Source organism: Pseudomonas sp. lyk4-R2A-10, assembly GCF_030209075.1.
Taxonomy (GTDB): Bacteria; Pseudomonadota; Gammaproteobacteria; order Pseudomonadales; family Pseudomonadaceae; genus Aquipseudomonas; species Aquipseudomonas glycinae.
The window spans coordinates 40,819-58,264 of sequence record NZ_JARVSR010000010.1 but is presented as its reverse complement, the minus strand read 5'-3'; the positions used below and the strand labels follow the sequence as shown (position 1 = coordinate 58,264).

16 protein-coding genes are annotated in these 17,446 nt (G+C 62.0%); 5 read left to right on the top strand and 11 right to left on the bottom strand.

The features are described from left to right. Positions 1 to 12: 12 nt before the first annotated feature. The 9 genes from QRN46_RS13610 to QRN46_RS13570 form a co-directional block, all read right to left on the bottom strand. Complete coding sequence (locus QRN46_RS13610; RefSeq protein WP_201820127.1) at positions 13 to 1,134, bottom strand: muconate cycloisomerase family protein; 1,122 nt, start codon at positions 1,132 to 1,134, stop codon at positions 13 to 15. Positions 1,135 to 1,156: 22 nt separating this feature from the next. Further along, positions 1,157 to 1,918 carry a 1,6-dihydroxycyclohexa-2,4-diene-1-carboxylate dehydrogenase gene (locus QRN46_RS13605; protein WP_011333749.1) on the bottom strand — a complete coding sequence of 254 codons (762 nt, stop codon included), beginning with the start codon at positions 1,916 to 1,918 and terminating at the stop codon, positions 1,157 to 1,159. A gap of 27 nt (positions 1,919 to 1,945) precedes the next feature. After that, positions 1,946 to 2,953, bottom strand: a complete 1,008-nt coding sequence (gene benC, locus QRN46_RS13600; RefSeq protein ID WP_201820129.1) for a benzoate 1,2-dioxygenase electron transfer component BenC — start codon at positions 2,951 to 2,953, stop codon at positions 1,946 to 1,948. Positions 2,954 to 2,999: 46 nt separating this feature from the next. Then, positions 3,000 to 3,488, bottom strand: coding sequence for a benzoate 1,2-dioxygenase small subunit (gene benB / locus QRN46_RS13595; RefSeq protein ID WP_011333747.1), 489 nt, complete (start codon positions 3,486 to 3,488; stop codon positions 3,000 to 3,002). Continuing rightward, positions 3,485 to 4,843 carry a benzoate 1,2-dioxygenase large subunit gene (benA, locus tag QRN46_RS13590; RefSeq protein ID WP_201820133.1) on the bottom strand — a complete coding sequence of 453 codons (1,359 nt, stop codon included), beginning with the start codon at positions 4,841 to 4,843 and terminating at the stop codon, positions 3,485 to 3,487. Before benA ends, benB begins: the two co-directional genes overlap by 4 nt. A 141-nt stretch (positions 4,844 to 4,984) precedes the next feature. Then, a complete protein-coding gene (locus tag QRN46_RS13585; protein WP_285355204.1) occupies positions 4,985 to 5,941 on the bottom strand; it encodes an AraC family transcriptional regulator in 957 nt (318 codons plus the stop codon). A 142-nt stretch (positions 5,942 to 6,083) separates the two neighbouring features. Then, a complete protein-coding gene (locus tag QRN46_RS13580) occupies positions 6,084 to 6,635 on the bottom strand; it encodes a hypothetical protein (RefSeq protein WP_236676669.1) in 552 nt (183 codons plus the stop codon). 15 nt (positions 6,636 to 6,650) lie between these two features. Further along, positions 6,651 to 8,777 carry a TonB-dependent receptor family protein gene (locus tag QRN46_RS13575; RefSeq protein ID WP_221614919.1) on the bottom strand — a complete coding sequence of 709 codons (2,127 nt, stop codon included), beginning with the start codon at positions 8,775 to 8,777 and terminating at the stop codon, positions 6,651 to 6,653. 97 nt (positions 8,778 to 8,874) lie between these two features. Then, a complete protein-coding gene (locus QRN46_RS13570) occupies positions 8,875 to 10,263 on the bottom strand; it encodes an aminotransferase-like domain-containing protein (protein WP_201820138.1) in 1,389 nt (462 codons plus the stop codon). Between the two features lie 347 nt (positions 10,264 to 10,610). Between QRN46_RS13570 and QRN46_RS13565 the strand changes: the two genes are divergently transcribed. The 5 genes from QRN46_RS13565 (at position 10,611) to glyA (ending at position 16,043) form a co-directional block, all read left to right on the top strand. Beyond that, entirely contained in the window at positions 10,611 to 11,816 is a 1,206-nt protein-coding gene (locus QRN46_RS13565; RefSeq protein ID WP_011333741.1) for a benzoate/H(+) symporter BenE family transporter, read from the top strand. After that, positions 11,813 to 12,985, top strand: coding sequence for an NAD(P)/FAD-dependent oxidoreductase (locus tag QRN46_RS13560; protein WP_011333740.1), 1,173 nt, complete (start codon positions 11,813 to 11,815; stop codon positions 12,983 to 12,985). The genes QRN46_RS13565 and QRN46_RS13560 overlap by 4 nt, the downstream gene beginning before the upstream one ends. 30 nt (positions 12,986 to 13,015) lie before the next feature. Next, complete coding sequence (locus QRN46_RS13555) at positions 13,016 to 13,447, top strand: Rid family detoxifying hydrolase (RefSeq protein WP_007958112.1); 432 nt, start codon at positions 13,016 to 13,018, stop codon at positions 13,445 to 13,447. A gap of 92 nt (positions 13,448 to 13,539) precedes the next feature. Beyond that, positions 13,540 to 14,808: a threonine synthase gene (locus tag QRN46_RS13550; protein ID WP_285355198.1), complete on the top strand. Its 1,269-nt coding sequence runs from the start codon at positions 13,540 to 13,542 to the stop codon at positions 14,806 to 14,808. After that, a complete protein-coding gene (gene glyA, locus QRN46_RS13545; protein WP_011333738.1) occupies positions 14,805 to 16,043 on the top strand; it encodes a serine hydroxymethyltransferase in 1,239 nt (412 codons plus the stop codon). Before QRN46_RS13550 ends, glyA begins: the two co-directional genes overlap by 4 nt. A gap of 16 nt (positions 16,044 to 16,059) precedes the next feature. Here the strand turns inward: glyA and QRN46_RS13540 are convergent, their stop codons facing one another. Both QRN46_RS13540 and QRN46_RS13535 read right to left on the bottom strand, forming a co-directional pair. Beyond that, positions 16,060 to 16,359: a hypothetical protein gene (locus QRN46_RS13540; RefSeq protein WP_221614920.1), complete on the bottom strand. Its 300-nt coding sequence runs from the start codon at positions 16,357 to 16,359 to the stop codon at positions 16,060 to 16,062. Between the two features lie 80 nt (positions 16,360 to 16,439). Beyond that, positions 16,440 to 17,210, bottom strand: coding sequence for an AraC family transcriptional regulator (locus QRN46_RS13535; RefSeq protein WP_011333736.1), 771 nt, complete (start codon positions 17,208 to 17,210; stop codon positions 16,440 to 16,442). Between the last annotated feature and the right edge of the window lie 236 nt (positions 17,211 to 17,446).

The window sequence follows — 17,446 nt, the reverse complement described above, 5'->3', positions numbered from 1 at the left end:
TCTCCTTAGGGGTCAGTGCCGGCGAAAACGCGCCAGACGCTCTTCATCCAGTGTCAGGCCCAGGCCCGGGGTGCGTGGAATGTGCAGGTGAAAGTCGCGGTATTGCGGGCGCTCGGTGACAATGTCTTCGGTGAGCAACAGCGGACCAAACAGCTCGGTGTCCCAGGTCAATTGCCTGAGCGTAAGGAACGCATGGGCCGAGGCCGACGTGCCGACGGAGCCTTCGAGCATGGTGCCGCCGTACAGGGCGATGCCGGCGGCTTCAGCGATTTGCGCGGTGCGCAACACGGCGCGCGGGCCGCCGTTCTTGGCGATCTTCAGGGCGAAGACGCTGGCGGCGCCGTCGGCGGCGAGGCTGAACGCGTCCTCGACGCTTTCGATGGATTCATCGGCCATGATCGGTGCCAGGCTGCGCTGGTTCAGACGAATCTGACCGGAACGATTGACTCGCGAGATCGGCTGCTCGATCAGGTCGATACCGTTGTCGCCGAGCACCCGGCAGCCGCGAATTGCCTGGGACTCGTCCCAATACTGGTTGACGTCGACCCGCACACTGGCACGCTCGCCCAGGGCTTTCTTGATCGCCACCACGTGTTTCAGATCCTGCTCCAGCGGGTTGGCGCCGATCTTCAGTTTGAAGATCCGGTGCCGCCGCGCTTCCAGCATTTGTTCGGCCTCGGCGATGTCGCGGGCGGTGTCGCCGCTGGCCAGGGTCCAGGCCACTTCGAGGCTTTCGCGGACCCGACCGCCGAGCAGTTCGCTCACCGGCAGGCCGAGGCGTTTGCCTTGGGCGTCGAGCAAGGCGCTCTCGATGGCGGACTTGGCGAAGGTGTTGCCCTTGGCAATCTTGTCGAGCTTCTGCATGGCGACGTTGATGTTGTCCGCGTCCATGCCGATCAGCGCCGGCGCCAGGTGCGCATCGATGTTGGCCTTGATGCTTTCCGGGCTTTCATAGCCGTAGGCCAGGCCGCCGATGGTGGTGGCTTCGCCGATGCCTTCGACACCGTCGCTGCAACGCAGGCGCAGGATCACCAGCGTCTGGTTCTGCATCGTGTGCATCGCCAGTTTGTGCGGGCGGATAGTCGGAAGGTCGACGATGATCGCCGACAGGTTTTCAATCAGGATCCGGTTCATTTCAGTGTCCATTCAAGCGTGATCAACCGAGGTCTCCGCCACCGACCGGCAGGGTTACACCGGTGATGTAGGAGGCGTCGTCCGAGGCGAGAAACAGGATCGCGCCGACCTGTTCGTCAATGGTTCCGTAGCGTTTCATCAGGCTGCTATCGAGGGTTTGCGCGACGATTTCCTGATACCAGGCCTGCTCCTGCGCGGATTGTTCGGCGGCGTTGCGCGGGATGCGCCGAGGCGGCGCTTCGGTGCCGCCGGGCGCGGTGGCGTTAACCCGGATCCCGCGCTCGGCATTCTCGAAGGCCAGACAGGCGGTCAGTGCATTGATCCCGCCCTTGGCCGCGCCGTAGGGAACACGGTTCAGGCTGCGGGTCGCAATCGACGACACATTGACGATCGCCCCGCGATCCTGCTTGAGCATGTACGGCAATGCGGCGTGGCAGCACCAAAGCGTCGGGAACAGCGAACGGCGCACTTCGGCCTCGATCTGCTCGACTTCGTAGTGCTCGAACGGCTTGGCCCAAATGGTGCCGCCGACGTTGTTGACCAGCACATCCAGACGCCCGAACGTATCGACGGCGGCGCTCATCACCCGGGCGCAATCGGCGTATTGCTCAAGGTCGGCGGTCAGCGACAGCACGCCCTCGCCTTGCAGTTCGTGAACCAGTCCGGAGCGGTCGACGGCAATGACCTGCGCGCCCTCCTCCAGGAAGCGCTCGCACACCCGGCGACCGATGCCCTGCGCCGCGCCGGTGACCAGCGCGACCTTGTTGGCGAATCTGTTGTTCATGACACCCTCGCAATTCAGAAAGAAGATTCAGGCCGCCGCGAATTTCTCGTAGTAGAAGTTCGCCGGCGTGATGCCCTGCTCGCGGATGTACTGGCTGACGGCCTCGACCATCGGCGGCGGGCCGCACAGGTACACGTCGACATCGCCTTCGTTGAGGTGGCGCGGTTCAATGTGCTGAGTGACGTAGCCCTTGAGCGGGTGCTGGCTCTGCGGATTGGCCACGCAGGCGCCGAAGCTGAAATTCGGGATGCGCGCGGCGAAGGCTTCGAGGCGGTCGAGTTCCACCAGATCGAAATCGTTGGTCACGCCGTAGATCAGGTGCACCGGATGTTCGCTGCCCTGCTCGGCGATCTTCTCCAGCATCGCCGTGAATGGCGCCAGCCCGGTGCCGCCGGCCAACAACAGCAGCGGCCGCTTGATCTCGCGCAGGTAAAAACTCCCCAGCGGCCCGGCGAGATTCAGGCTGTCGCCGGCCTTGGCCAGCCCGGTGAGGAAGCTGCTCATCAGGCCGCCGGGGACATTGCGGATCAGGAAACTGACCTCGCCGTTCTTCTGCAACGAGCTGAAGGAATAGGCGCGCGATTGCTCGCTGCCCGGTACTTGCAGGTTGACGTATTGCCCTGGCAGGAACGCCAGTTTGCTCAGGGATTCACCCTTGAGCGACAGCGCGATGGTGCTTTCGGAGAGCTGCCGGACATCGCTGATCGCCGCTTGATAACTCGCCTGTTCGGTCTTGCACACCTGCGAGCCGACCGGCACCCGCACCACGCAGTCGCTTTCAGCGCGCATCTGGCAGGTCAGCACATAACCCTGGGCCAGTTCGTCGTCACTCAGGGCGTCTTCGATGAAATTGTCGCCCATGGCGTAACGCCCGGCTTCGGCGAAACACTTGCAGGTGCCGCAGGCGCCGTCGCGGCAGTCCAGCGGGATGTTGATACCTTGGCGATACGCCGCGTCGGCAACGGTTTCGTGGCCCGAGGCCTCGATGAAACGGGTGACCCCGTCTTCGAAATTCAGTGCGATCTGGAAACTCATGGTGCACCTCGCTCACAGCGTCGAGCCCGGCTCGGCGCCGTCTCGATCAGATGTGATAGATGTCGATGACCTGACGGACGTAATCGTTCTTCAGCACGACTTTCTTGGCCTTGATCAGCGGCTGTTCGCCGCGCAGGTCGAGGGTGTAGAAGCTGGTGCCGAAATAACTGTCGGTGACCTGATAGCGAAAGCTCAGGGTGTGCCAGTTGAAGCGCACCTGACATTGCCCTTCGCCCTGCTCGACGATCTCGATGTTGCTGAGGTTGTGCGAGGTGCGGGTGTCGGGGATGGTCGCACTGGAGCGCTCGGTCTTGATCCGGAACACCCGGTCTTCGAGACCGCCACGGTTGCCGTACCAGATCAGCGAGATTTCGCTTTGCGGGTCTTCGGTCAGGGTGTCGTGGTCGTCCCAGGCCGGCATCCAGAAACTGGCGTCGGCAGCGTAGAGCTCCAGCCACTGATCCCACTGTCCGTCGTCCAGATAACGTGCTTCGCGGTAGAGAAAATCGCGCACGGTGTCGTAGAGGTTGCTCATTGCACGGCCTCCACGGGGATCAGGTTTTTATCGCTGGCGGTGGCCTTGAGCATGGTTTCCTGCCAGTACTTGTGTTGCAGCACGAACAGGCCTTCGTCCTCGGTGCGCATGCCGGACAGCAAGGGCTTGAGGTCGATTTCCTCGGCCGCCGCGTCCGCGCCTTCGACCCAATGGGTCGCACCACGGGACATGTCGTTCCAGCCGCGCCCGGCGCCGTAACCGGTCTGGCATGAGCGGAACTCTTCGAGGTCATCCGGGGTGGCCATACCGCTGACGTTGAAGAAGTCTTCGTATTGGCGAATGCGCTTGGCCCGGGCCTCGGCGCTCTCGCCTTTGGGGGCAATGCAATAGATGGTGATCTCGGTCTTGTCGACGGAGATCGGCCGGGCGATGCGGATCTGCGAGCTGAACTGATCCATCAGATACACGTTGGGGTACAGGCACAGGTTGCGCGAGTTCTCGATCATCCAGTCAGCGCGAGCCTGGCCAAAGTCCCGGACCAGTTCATCGCGACGCTCGTAGGCCGGACGGTCCTCGGGGTTGGCCCAGCGGGTCCAGAGCAGCAAGTGGCCGTGGTCGAACGAGTAGAAACCGCCGCCCTTCTTCGCCCAACTGCCGGCGCTCATGGTCTTGATTTCTTCGCCAGCGTCGCGCTGCTGACGCTGGTTCTGAGTGGCGGCGTAGTTCCAGTGCACGGAGCTGACGTGATAGCCATCGGCGCCATTTTCGGCGGTGAGTTTCCAGTTGCCTTCATAGATGTAGGAGCTGGAACCGCGCAGCACTTCCAGGCCTTCAGGGGACTGATCGACGATCATGTCGATGATCTTGGCCGACTCGCCCAGGTGCTCGGCGAGGGATTTCACATCGGCGTTCAGGCTGCCGAACAGAAAGCCGCGATAGGACTCGAAACGCGCGACTTTGGTCAGGTCATGGGAGCCTTCGCAGTTGAAGCCTTCGGGGTAGCCGGCCTCGCTCGGGTCCTTGACCTTGAGCAGTTTGCCGCTGTTGTTGAACGTCCAGCCGTGGAACGGGCAGGTATAGCTGGAGCGGTTGCCGGACTTGTGCCGGCAAAGCATGGCGCCGCGATGGCTGCACGCATTGAGAAAGGCATTGAGTTCACCGGCCTTGTTGCGGGCAATGAACACGGGGTGGCGGCCCATGGTGGTGGTCAGAAAGTCATTGACGTTGGGGATCTGGCTTTCATGGGCGAGGTAGATCCAGTTGCCTTCGAAGATGTGCGCCATCTCCAGTTCGAACAGCCGCGGATCGGTGAACATCTCCCGCTTGCAGCGGTAGGCCCCCTTCTCGGGGTCCTCTTCAAGCATGGCATTGAGGTAGTCGATTCCCAGGGACATGGCCGGGGCCTCCATTGTTATTGTTCAGGCCAGGTCAGATTAGGGAGGCAACGCGGGCGGCAATATCCGAATCCTGCAGAGCGCTATCCGTTTTGTGCAGGACGGCGCAGCAGGTGCTTCAGATTGTTTCGAGGCGGGAATTCAGTGGCGGCGCTTGAAGGTCACGGACGGCAATTCGCCGAACTGCTGGCGATAGCTTTCGGAGAAACGCCCGAGGTGCAGGAAGCCGTAGTCGAGCGCCAGTTCGGTGAGGTTGCGCACCGGGCAGCTCGGGTCGCTGAGACAGGCATGAATGCGCTCCAGCTTGCGCTGGCGGATGTATTGCATCGGGGTCACGCCGAGCTGGCGTTCGAACAGCGCGTACAGTGAACGCGGGCTCATGTTCGCCTGGGCCGCCAGGTGTTCGGCAGGCAGATCCAGCTTCAGGTTGCGCTCTATATAGTCGAGGATCCGCTCGAAACTGACGCTCGGCGAACTCAGGCATTCACGGCTGACGTTGGTGTTCATCAGCGAGATCAGTTTGCTGCCGACGATCTGCGCATAATGCTCCTGCACCCGCAGCAACGGGTCACTGGCTTCGGCTTCCTGGCAGATCATGCCCAGCAGGCTGGTAAAACCTTCCAGTTCGTCGAGCCGGTAATGATTGCGCAGGAACCGGATGCCCCCGGCAGGATGCAGCCAGCGCTGTTCGTCGCACACCGATTCCAGCACGCTGACCGGCACCTTGAGGATGAATTTCTCGCAATCGTCGGAATAGGTCAGGTCGACCGGATCATCCGGGTTGATCAACAGCAATTCGCCCGGCACCAGGTGATGCTCGCGCTTGTGCCCGCGCCACAGGCAGTTGCCTTGCAGCAGGACTTGCAGGTGATACACGGTTTCCAGCGCCAGCGACGTCACGCGAACGCTGCCGCCATAGCTGATGCGGCACAGATCGAGATCGGCGAGTTTGCGGTGGTTGAGGCTGGCTTGCGGGTGGGTGGTTTTGGACAGGCCGATGAAATGCTGGCCGACGTGCTGGTTCACATAGTCGGAGACGGCATACGGGTCAGCGTGGCGAAACACGCTGCTGCGGTCGCTCAGCAGGCGGCTGTCCATGGGCAAGGCACTCGATCTTGTCGTTATGGTGATGGTCACGGTTTGCGCCATCACCGGTCACAGTACGCCGGCGAACAAGATCGGGCAATTGGACGAAGGTTCGGGTGTCCGGTGACCGAACGGTTTCATCGAGCAGATATGTTCAGGCCAATGTATGCCAGTAGAAATGAATGAATTCGTCTTCATATTCGGCGAAAAGCGAGACGATGAAATCTGTTTTCATCGAGTACATCAATAACGCACCGATGAAACCGGAAGGCTCGTGCAGTGGTTGCTTGAGCGGCACGATCAGTTCGACCGCCCGTTCTGCCACCAACTGGTTGAAAACCTCTTCGGAAATCGGTTCAAACTGCGCGCCGCCAACGTATTCCGGGAAGCTGTGATCCCCACCTGGTTGACGTTCGTGCCACTCGGCATTCAGCCACACATTCAAGCCGTTCGTATGATGCGATTTGCTCACGCGGGTGATTCGAATGTACTCCTGACCGCAGGGGACGAGGAAGGCGCTCGATGGATACGTCAGGTAGTAAAGACCGGGACAATCGTTGTGGCAGGGCCAAAAAAGCAGCTGTTGTCGCGTGAGTTGGTCAAAGTCGTTTCTGTCGAACATGGGAACCTTTGGCTGATAAGGGGATGAGCATACATTTGCAGCGCCAAAATGTTTTTCAGGTGGCAGGACAATGCGGCTCTGCAAGGTGAACCCAGCCCCTCAAAGCAGACTCCACGACACCCCGACATACATCGCCATGCCCTCACCCGGTGTGGAGCGTGCGGCGTCCAGTCCTTTATCGTCATAGCCCGGCGTAACTGTAGCGGCGTAGTGTTTGTCGGTCAGGTTGCGCATGTCCAGCCAGGTCTGCCAGTCGCCTTTCGGTGCGTTGTAACCGAGGGTCGCGCCGAAGGTGGCGTAAGGATCGGCGTAATAGCTGTTGGCGTAATCCACTGCGGTTTTCGAGACCAGTTGCGTGTTGACCGCCGCGAAGAACCCCTGCGGGAAGTCGTAGCGCAGTTCGCCCTGGTAGTAATGCATCGGCAGGCCCGGCAAGCGGTTGTCGCCGAAGCGGTCGTCGTCGCGGTAGTGGAAGTCGCTGAAGGTATAGGCCTGGCGCAGGCTCAACTTGCCGCCATCGTTTGCTGACCACAGGTTGCTGAGCAGGCTGGCTTCAATACCTTGGTGCACGGTCGGGCTGGCATTGAGTTCGTATGGCGTTGTGGTGTTGGCGTCCGGCAATACCGAAAGCAATTCGTGGCGCACTTGAGCGTAGTACCAGGCCAGGCTCCACTCGCCCAACGCGCTGTCGCCGCGGCCGCCGAGTTCCAGGGTGGTCGCGGTCTGGTTCTGCAGTTTGACCGGGTCGCGCTGGGTGCCGGTCGCTGCGCCGCTACCGGCCGGGAAGCGTACGTTGGAGCTGTAGATCAGCGACCACGGATGCGGCGCTTCGACCGAACGGCTGAGGTTGCCGAACAGTTGCAGATCCGGCGTCACCTGATAGCGCAGGCCCAGACGGGGCGCGTAGTCCCAGTCGCCGAGGCTGGTCTTGCCACCGCCTTCCGGGTAGGTCACCGCGCTTTCACGGCGAGTGTAGATCGCGGCGAGGCCGGTGGTCAGCCACAGGTCGTCAGCGATTTCCAGGTCGTTGCCCACGTGCAGGACAGAATCCGAACCCTGATAAGTGAAGTTGCGCATGTGGGTGCCCGGCGCATAGCCAGCGGTGTTGCCGGTGGGAATCCGCACCCGTTCGCTGGCACCGTCGTTAGGCAGGTGCTTGGTGACTCGCAGGCCCACGGTGCTGTTGCTCTCCATCCCCCAGAGCGTGTCGCGACGCTTGTAGTCGAACGTGCCGCTGACATCGGTGTACGCCACCTTCAGGCGGTTGGGGCCTTCGCGCAGGTCCATCGGGTAGTCGTGATAAACCAGACCGGTCTGAATGCTCGAATCGTCATCGATGTAGTACGTGGTCTTGTTGCCGATGAAGGTGCTGCCGGGCTGATCGCGGCTGTCGTTGCGCGTCACGTAGGCCGGGTTGGCCGCGCGCGGATCATGCTCGATGGAGTGTTTGGTCACCCGACCGGCGAGGTCATTGTCGGTCTCGCGGTGACGAATGTAGAAGCGGGTTTCCAGATTCGGATTGAAGCGATAACCGAAGTTGGCGATCACGCCCTGGCTCTTGCTCGCGGTGTGATCCTGATAACCGTCGGAATGCGCATCGGTCATCGACAGGTAGTAATCGAAATCGCCCAGCACCTGACCGGAGCTGACTTGTCGCTGGGCATAACCGTGGCTGCCCATGACATAGCGCACATTCAGCAGTGGCGCGTTGTAGCCGGTGTGGCTGACGTAATCGACCGCCCCGCCGAGAGCCAGCGAACCGCGTTCAAATCCGTTGGCACCGCGCAGCACTTCTACATGGTCGAGCCACAGCGGCTCCAGTAATTCGTAAGGCGTACCGCCGGGGCCGGTCAGCGGCAGGCCGTCGAGCATCGTGTACAGCCCCGAAGCGTGGGCGCCGGGGGCACGGTTGATGCCCGAGCCACGGATCGAGATTTTCGTCCCTTCGTTGCCCGCTGACTGGGCATAAACACCGGGCTGATACGCCAATACGTCCTGATTGCTCGCGACCCGGCCCTGCAACGGACGGCGCATATCGACCACGTTGGTGCCGCCGGGCACCTGCGCAAGCCGCGCCTCGGCCTCTTCAACCGACGCATCCTCCCCGCTCCGGTCCTCGACGCCGATCAGCACCTGCCCCAACTCCAGGCGCTGGCTTTCAGCCAGGGCCGGACAGGCCAGGGCCAGCCCCAGCAAGGCAGTGGGCAGGGTTTTGAACGCGGGCATCGAGAGCACTCCAGACATACGGAAACGGGCAGTGAGAACTGCGACGTATGAAGGGACGAACGGAGCACATGGGGATTTGGGTTTTGCCCGCGAGGACTCAGTAATACCGCCGTGGATCCGAGTCGATGAGGCTCGCCAGTTTGGTCAGGGCGAAGCGCAGTTCTTCCTGGCTGGTCGGCGACATCAGCACCAGCCGCACGCACCGGGTGATCCCTGAGCGCTCCGCCTGGAACTGCGTGCCGCTGAGCACCAGCACACCGTTGGCCCGGGCGAGCATGGTGAATTCGTCGGCGGTCCAGGGTTCGGGCAGCGTCAGCCAGACGTGGTACGAGTACGGTTGGGTCTTGAGTTCGAAGCCGGCGAAGATTTCCTGGGCGATCGCCTGACGGCCGGCGGCCTCGTTGCGCTGGATGCGGATCAGTTTCTTGTCCAGGCCTTCGGTGATCACATTGCTGGCCAGTTGCGCGGTCAGCGGCGACGGCATCCACACGCTGCTGCGCACCATCGAGGTCAGGCGCGACAGCAGTTTCGGCGGACTGTAGAGATAGCCGACGCGCAACGCCGGCATGACCGATTTGGACAAGCTGGTGAGGTACACCGAACGGTCCGGCGCAAACGCCGACAGCGGTTTGATCGACGGATCGGTGGCCAGAAAACCGTAGATGTCATCGTCGAGAATGATGAAGTCGAACTCTTCGGCCAGCGCCGCAATCTGCGCCCGGCGCTTTTGCGACATGATCGACGCCGTCGGGTTCTGACAGGTTGCCACGCACACCAGCATCGCCGGTTTCTCCCGCAGACACAGCTCGCGCAACGCTTCGGGAATGATCCCTTCGTCGTCCATGGCCACGCCACGCAGACGGCGCTCGAGGCCATGGGCCAGGGAAATGATGCCGGGGTAACAAAGCTCTTCGCAGAGCACCAGGTCGCCGGCATTGGTCAGGGCGCTCATCGCGACCATCAGGCCATGCTGGGCGCCGGCGGTGATTACCACTTGCTGCCATTGCGCGTCGGGCAAGGAATGACGCAGCCACTGCGCACCCGCCTCGCGATGGGCCGGGTGACCGCCGTCCGGGGCGTAATCAAGGGCCCGGGCGAAATCCGTGCTTTTGGCCATGCCCACCAGCGCGCCGCGCAGCCAGTACTCCAGCGTCTCGCTGTAGGGCTTGATGATCGACAGATCAAGCAGCTCCGACTGCCCCAGATTCAGCGGCGCGGCGCTGTTGCTCGCCGGCAGCTCCAGTTGGCTCTGGCTCAGCACATACGTCCCGCGCCCCACCTCGCCCTGCACCAGACGCCGCCGATGGGCTTCGCTGTAGGCCCGGCTGATCGTGCCCGGCGTGACATTCAGAGTGGTGGCCAGCTCCCGCAGGGTCGGCAGGCGATCGCCTTCGTTCAACACGCCATTGCTGATATCGCGCGCCAACGCATCGGCAATCGACAAATACATCGGCTGGTTGAACTCGCTTAGCTGGGGAACCCACATGAATGATCACTGCCCATCGTAGAAATGATGAATATCCGAGCATATCACACGGAGGTTAGGCAACTAATAAATCAACCCAATCGATCAATTGAGTCGATTGATGCCACGATTGAATCGATACGCGTCGTGGCCTTGAAATATTTGCGAAATAATTTATCGGCTTATTAATCAAATACTTAATCTGGCAATAGCGGAAAAACAGGAACTGATAGCAAAAAAACATCTCGTAACAACCCGGCGGACTATTGAATCAACTCAATCCATTCAAATACACTCATCTCGAATCGAATCAATCGACTCAATTCTCCTGACCACTGCGCGACTCCGCCGCGCCAAGCCGAGACATCATGGACACAATCAGAAAGGACCTATCCCTCTCAGCCGTCATTGCGGGCTTCATTGCCGTGATCATTTCCTATGCCGGCCCGCTCATCATCGTGTTCCAGGCCGCCAAGGAAGCACACCTTCCGAATGACGTGGTGTCATCGTGGATCTGGGCCATTTCCATTGGCAGCGGAATTACCGGTCTGTTGTTGAGCTGGCGCCTGCGGATCCCGGTGATCACGGCGTGGTCGACCCCAGGTGCGGCGTTGCTGGTGTCGATGCTGCCGACCGTCACCCTGCCCCAGGCCATCGGCGCTTATATAGTGGCCTCGCTGATCATCGCCATCGTGGGCCTGTCCGGCGCCTTCGACAAATTGATGAGCCGGCTGCCCAAAGCCATCGCCGCCGCCATGCTCGCGGGCATTCTGTTTCGCTTCGGCGCCGAGCTGTTCACCTCGATCAAGCTGCAGCCAGAGCTGGTGCTGTCGATGATTGCGGCGTACCTGATCTTCAAACGCGTCTCGCCGCGCTACGCCATTCTGTCGGTGCTGATTGTCGGCTGCGCCGTCGCCGCCTCGTTCGGCACTCTCAACAGCGGCTCGATCACCATCGCCGTGGCCCAACCGGTATTCATCGCCCCTGAATGGAGCTGGCACGCGATCATCAACATCGGCCTGCCGCTGGCGCTGGTGACCCTGACCGGCCAATACGTGCCGGGCATGGCGGTGTTGCGCACCTCGGGCTACAACACCCCGGCCCGCTCGATCATTTCGGTCACTGCAATCGGTTCGGTCCTGATGGCGCCGTTCGCCTCCCACGGCTTCAACCTGGCGGCCATCACCGCCGCGATCTGCACCGGCCGCGAAGCCCACGAAGACCGCGACAAACGCTACATTGCCGGGATTGCCTGCGGAGTCTTCTACATCCTGATGGGCACCTTCGGCGCGACCCTGGCGTCGGTGTTTTCCGCCCTGCCCAAAGAACTGATCGCCTCCCTCGCCGGCCTCGCCCTGTTCGGCGCAATCAGTGCCGGCCTGACCGGTGCCATGGCTGACGAGAAACAGCGCGAAGCCGCCCTGATCACCTTCCTGGTAACGGCTTCCGGCATGAGCTTCCTCGGCCTGGCCGCCGCGTTCTGGGGCTTGATCTTCGGCCTTGTCGCTCACTTCGTGCTGACCTGGACCCGGGAAAGCAAAGCCGCCGCCATTGCCGAGGGCAGCCGTCCATGACCGCCCGTTACGATTTCATTGTGGTGGGCGGCGGCATCGCCGGTGTCTCGGCCGCTTATGAGCTGGCCGCTCACGGCAGCGTCTGCCTGCTCGAACAGGAACAGCAACTGGCCTATCACACCACTGGCCGTTCGGCGGCGATCTCGATGGAAAGCTACGGCAACCAGCAGATCCGCTCGCTGACCTGCGCGTCCCGACGCTTCTTCGAGAACCCGCCGGAAGGTCTGGCCGAGCATCCGCTGTGGGCACCTCGGGGTGCCTTGATCGTGGCGCAGGCCGCGCGGGTGGACAAACTGGCGGCGCGGTTCAATGCGGTATTGGCGCAAGTGCCAAGCGCGAAGTTCCTCGATGCCAAGCAGGTGCTGGAACTGGTGCCCTACCTTGCCGAAGGCGCCTGGAGCGCCGGGATCTATGAACCCAGCGCTTTCGATCTGGATGTGCACGGAATCCACGGCGCCTACCTCGGCGGCCTGCGTGCCCGGGGCGGCGTGGTCAAACGCGAGAGCGAAGTGCTGCGCGGCGAACGGCGCGCCGGGCACTGGACCTTGCATACTGCTGACGGCCAGCAACTGCAAGCCGCCATCGTGGTCAACGCGGCCGGCGCCTGGGCCGATGAACTGGCCGAGCGCTGCGGCGTGCCCAAGGTCGGCGTGCGACCGTTGCGGCGCACCGTGCTGGCAGTCGATCCGCAGTGCGACGTGCACCACACGCCGTATCTGGGCACGGTCGACGAAGACATTTTCATCAAGCCCGAGGCCGGTCGGCTGATCGTTTCTCCCTGCGACGAAAGCCCTTCGCTGCCCTGCGATGCGTTGCCGGAAGAACTGGATCTGGCGATCACCATGGATCGCCTGCAGAACACCACACGCCTGCGCCCACGCTCGATCATCAATAAATGGGCCGGCCTGCGCACGTTTGTCGCCGACCGCTCGCCGGTGCTTGGCCAGGATCCCGAAGAGGAAAGCTTCATCTGGCTGGCCGCTCTCGGTGGCTACGGCATTCAGGCCGCGCCGGCCATCGCCCGGCTGTGCGCCCACGCCGCGCTGGGTGTTGCCATGCCGAAGGATCTGGCGGCGCTGCAACTCAATTACCAGCACTTTTCCCCGGCTCGCTGCCGCGACGAGGCATTTGCCCGTCTGGCCGTGAAACAGGTTGCCGATTTGCACTAACCCACCACCCACCCAACAAGGATCGTCACCATGCAAACCAACGCTCAAATCCAGTCCGCCGCCAAGCCATTCCTGGGCGAAGAAAACGTGATTTTCACCGACAAGGCGCCTCTGCCGCTGGGCACCTATTCCCAGGGGATCAAGGTCAGTCACGGGCAGACCATCTACCTGTCGGCCCAGACACCCGTGTCGGCGCTGAACAACGAAGTGTTGGCCAAGGATTTCGAAGGCCAGTTGCGCCAGACCCTCGACAATCTGGCGCAAATGGCCGAGGCCGCCGGTGGCAGCCTGGCGAACGTGGTCAAGGTGACGGCGTTCATCACTGACCTGAGCGAGTTCCCGACCCTGAACCGGGTCATGGAGGAGTACTTCACCCCGCCGTATCCGGCCCGCACCACTGCCGGCGCCAGCGCCCTGGCGCGCAATACCCTGGTCGCCATCGACGCCATCATGGTGGTCTGAAACACCGTCTGTCAGCAGTGCCCGCCGGTCCGTTTTTTCGGACCGGCGTTGGCAGGGAATGCACCCGCACAGCGTACTTCCAGGGGATGGCCATGAAGAATTCGTACAGAGAGTATGTGTTGCAGTGTCTGGTGTGCGACCGCAGCTACCAGCCGCACGAGGTCAGTTATTTCTGCCCTCATTGCAAAGTCGATGGTGCCCTTGACGCGCTTTACGATTACCCGACGCTCAGACGTGAATGGCCCAAAGAAAGCCTGGCCCACCACCAGGCCCGTGGCATGTGGCGCTATGACCGACTGATGCCGTTGAGCTCGACGCAGTTCATTCCGCCGCTACTGGTGGGCAATACGCCGCTGTACGCACCGACCGATCTGCTCGGCAAAGGCTCGCGGATCAAGGTCTTGATCAAGGATGAATCGCGCCAGCCCACCGGGTCGCTGAAGGATCGCGCCAGCGCGTTGGCCGTGGCTCACGCCATGCAGTCCGGTGCGCGCACCGTGGCGGTGGCCAGCACCGGCAACGCGGCTTCGGCACTGGCCGGAATGAGTGCCAGTCTGGGCCTGCACAACGTGATCTACCTGCCCCGAAGCGCACCCCGTGAAAAGCGCGCGCAGATGCAGGGCTACGGCGCCGAGATCGTGCTGGTCGACGGTCAGTACGACGAAGCCTTCGAGCAATGCCTCAACGCCTGTGAACGATACGGCTGGTACAACCGCACCACCGGCATCAATTCGTACATGAGCGAAGGCAAGAAAACCGTCGCCTTCGAGATCTGCGAACAACTGCACTGGCAGGTGCCGGATCTGGTGTTCGTGCCCGTCGGCAATGGCTGCATTCTGGGCTCGGTCTACAAGGGTTTCTTCGACCTGCTGCAACTGGGCTGGATCGAGCGCATCCCGCGCCTGATCGGCGTGCAGGCCGAGCACAGCAACTTCATGTACCGGGCCTGGCGCAGTGACCGACCGATGCAGCAGACTGAACGCATCGCCCCCACCAGCCTGGCCAGCAGCATCAACGTGGCGCTGCCCCGCGACCGGCTCAAAGCCATGCGCGCGGTGACCGCCAGCGAGGGCGAATTCATGTGTGTCAGCGACGCGAGCATCGTCGCCGCCGCATCGAAGCTTGCCGCCAGCACCGGCGTGTTTCCCGAAGCCGGCGCCGCCAGTGCCTTCGCCGGCCTGCTGAAGTACGCCGAACAACACCCCGACACCGCGCAAACCGCCGTGATCCTGATCACCGGCAGCGGCTTGAAAGACACCTCCATTTTTCTCTCCGACAAGGCCGCGAGCCCGTCACGTGTGTTCCCTCATCACGTGCCGACCACGCTGACCGAAACGCTTGCACAAGGAATCACCGCATGAGCCTGCAAAATTTCGACCCCGCCATTGCCCGCCTGATCGACCGCGAACGCAATCGCCAGGAAACTCACCTGGAACTGATCGCCTCGGAAAACTACGTCAGTGAAGAAGTGCTCCAGGCCCAGGGCTCGCTGCTCACCAACAAGTACGCCGAAGGCTATCCGGGCCGGCGCTATTACGGCGGCTGCAAGGTCGTCGACGAGATCGAGAACCTGGCCATCGAACGCGCCCGCAAACTGTTCGGTTGCGAGTACGTCAACGTCCAGCCGCACTCTGGTTCACAGGCCAATCAGGCGGTGTTCCTGGCGGTGCTTGAGCCCGGCGACAGGATACTGGGCATGTCCTTGGCCCACGGCGGGCACCTGACCCACGGTGCCTCGGTGAATTTCTCCGGGAAGTTTTTCCAGGCCTTCACCTATGGGCTGGAGAAGGACAGCGAAACCCTCGACTACGATCAGATGGAAGACCTGGCCCGCGAACACCGGCCGAAGATGATCATCGCCGGCGCTTCAGCCTATTCGCGCGTCATCGACTTCCCGCGCTTTCGCAAAATCTGCGATGAAATCGGCGCTTACCTGATGGTCGACATGGCCCACTACGCCGGTCTCATCGCGGCGGGCGTGTACCCTTCGCCGGTGGGCATCGCCGACTTCATCACCTCGACCACGCACAAGACCCTGCGCGGCCCGCGCGGCGGCCTGATTCTGGCCAAGGCCGAATACGCTGCCGTGCTCGACAAGACGATCTTCCCGGTTTATCAGGGCGGCCCGCTGATGCACGTGATCGCCGCCAAGGCTGTGGCGTTCAACGAAGCTCTGGGCGACGAGTTCAAGCATTACCAGCAACGGGTGATCAACAACGCCCGGACCATGGCCGACGTGCTGACCCGACGCGGATTGCGCGTGGTGTCCGGCGGCACCGACTGCCACATGTTCCTGCTCGACCTGCGCGCGATGAACATCACCGGCAAGGACGCCGAAGCCCTGCTGGAAAGCGCTCACATCACGCTGAACAAGAACGCGATCCCCGATGACCCGCAGAAACCGGCGATCACCAGCGGCATCCGCATCGGCACGCCGGCACTGACCACTCGCGGTTTCGGTGAGGCCGAATGCGCCGAAGTGGCCAACCTGATCGCCGACCTGCTGGAGCAACCGGACAACACCGCGCGGGTGGAAAACATCCGCCGTCGAGTGATGCACCTGTGCGAATGCTTTCCGGTGTACCTGCTGACGTGACGAGTAGGCCGGCCGCTCAGTTCTTGCACTTGGCCAGCACCACCTGGCAAGTGTCGGGTGTGCCACCGGAGCGGCCGGCATAACGAATGCAGTTGTTCAGGGATTTCTGTCGGGCGATGTTCAAGGATGAACCCCAGGCCAGCCCGCCTTCGCCTACCGTTGGCAGCGCCTTGGCATAACAACTGTCGCCGACCCCGGACGCGGGATACCGGTTCTTGGCCGCCCGACTGGAGCAGCCGGCGGTCAGCACCAGACTGACGGCAATCAGGCTCGGCAGGATCCATGACGAGCATTGGCACAGCCGCTTTGCGCTCATCGCGTTTCCTCTGCCGCAAGGCCTGTCATGTGATGGGGGGAATGCCCCTATGAGTCTAGTCGTGACGGACCGATACCGACTCAACGTTCCGTCGCCTGCCGGTACTGGCGCGGGGTGAACCCGGTCGATGCCTTGAACTGCCGAGTGAATGCGCTGTGATCGGTGTAGCCGCATTGCAGCGCCACCTCGGTGATCGGCAGCTCGGTGAGCAACAAGCGGTGGGCATGATCCAGCCGCACCTTCTGGATCATCTGCCTCGGCGTCAGGTGGAACACCCGTTTGCAATAGCGTTCCAGTTGCGCCACCGAGATACCGGCGATTCGGGTCAATTCGCTCAATGTCACCCGCCGATTGAAATGCGCGCGGATGTGTTCATCGACCGCCGCCAGTCTCTGGAATGCTGGATGTGTTTCGGCGGCTGATTGCAGATCCACCGAAATCCCCGCGAGGCCGATGATCTCGCCGTCACGGTTGTACAGCGGACGCTTGTGCGTCAGGCACCAACCCGGTTCGCGACTGCCGTACAGGTGCAGTTCCAGCTGATCCTCCAGCACCAATCCCTCTTCCAGCACCCGCCGATCCTGCTCGGTATAACCCGGTCCCAGTTGCGCCGGAAATACCTGCGCACTGGTTTTCCCGAGCAGCGGTTTCAAGTCTTTCAGGCCGCAGCGTTGCACCAGCGTGCGATTGGCCAGGACGTACCGCGCCTGCACATCCTTGATGAAGATCGCCGCGTTCGGAATCACGTCCAGCATCGGCAACAGCGGTGCCACGCCGGCCAGCAGTGCGTCGAGGGTATGCGGCCGATGGCGCTCATCGCCCTGGCACAGGATCGCAAACGCGTTCTGCATGTGAAGGTCTTCCCCGGTGAGTGGATCGGCCTGAAAACGTGCCCGCCCTGAGGCGTTCGCGTGCAGATTGCAGCAACGTTTGCGGCGTGTCGAGCGCCGCCGTCTTTCTTCGCAACTGTGCCGATTTCGTCATCCGCAGCTGCGCAAAACATCAATCGCCCGACGCCCGATGAGTTCACTGTTTAGCCGTTCCAGTGACTCACACCTGCCTATCCAATAACTCACAAGAAGGCGAT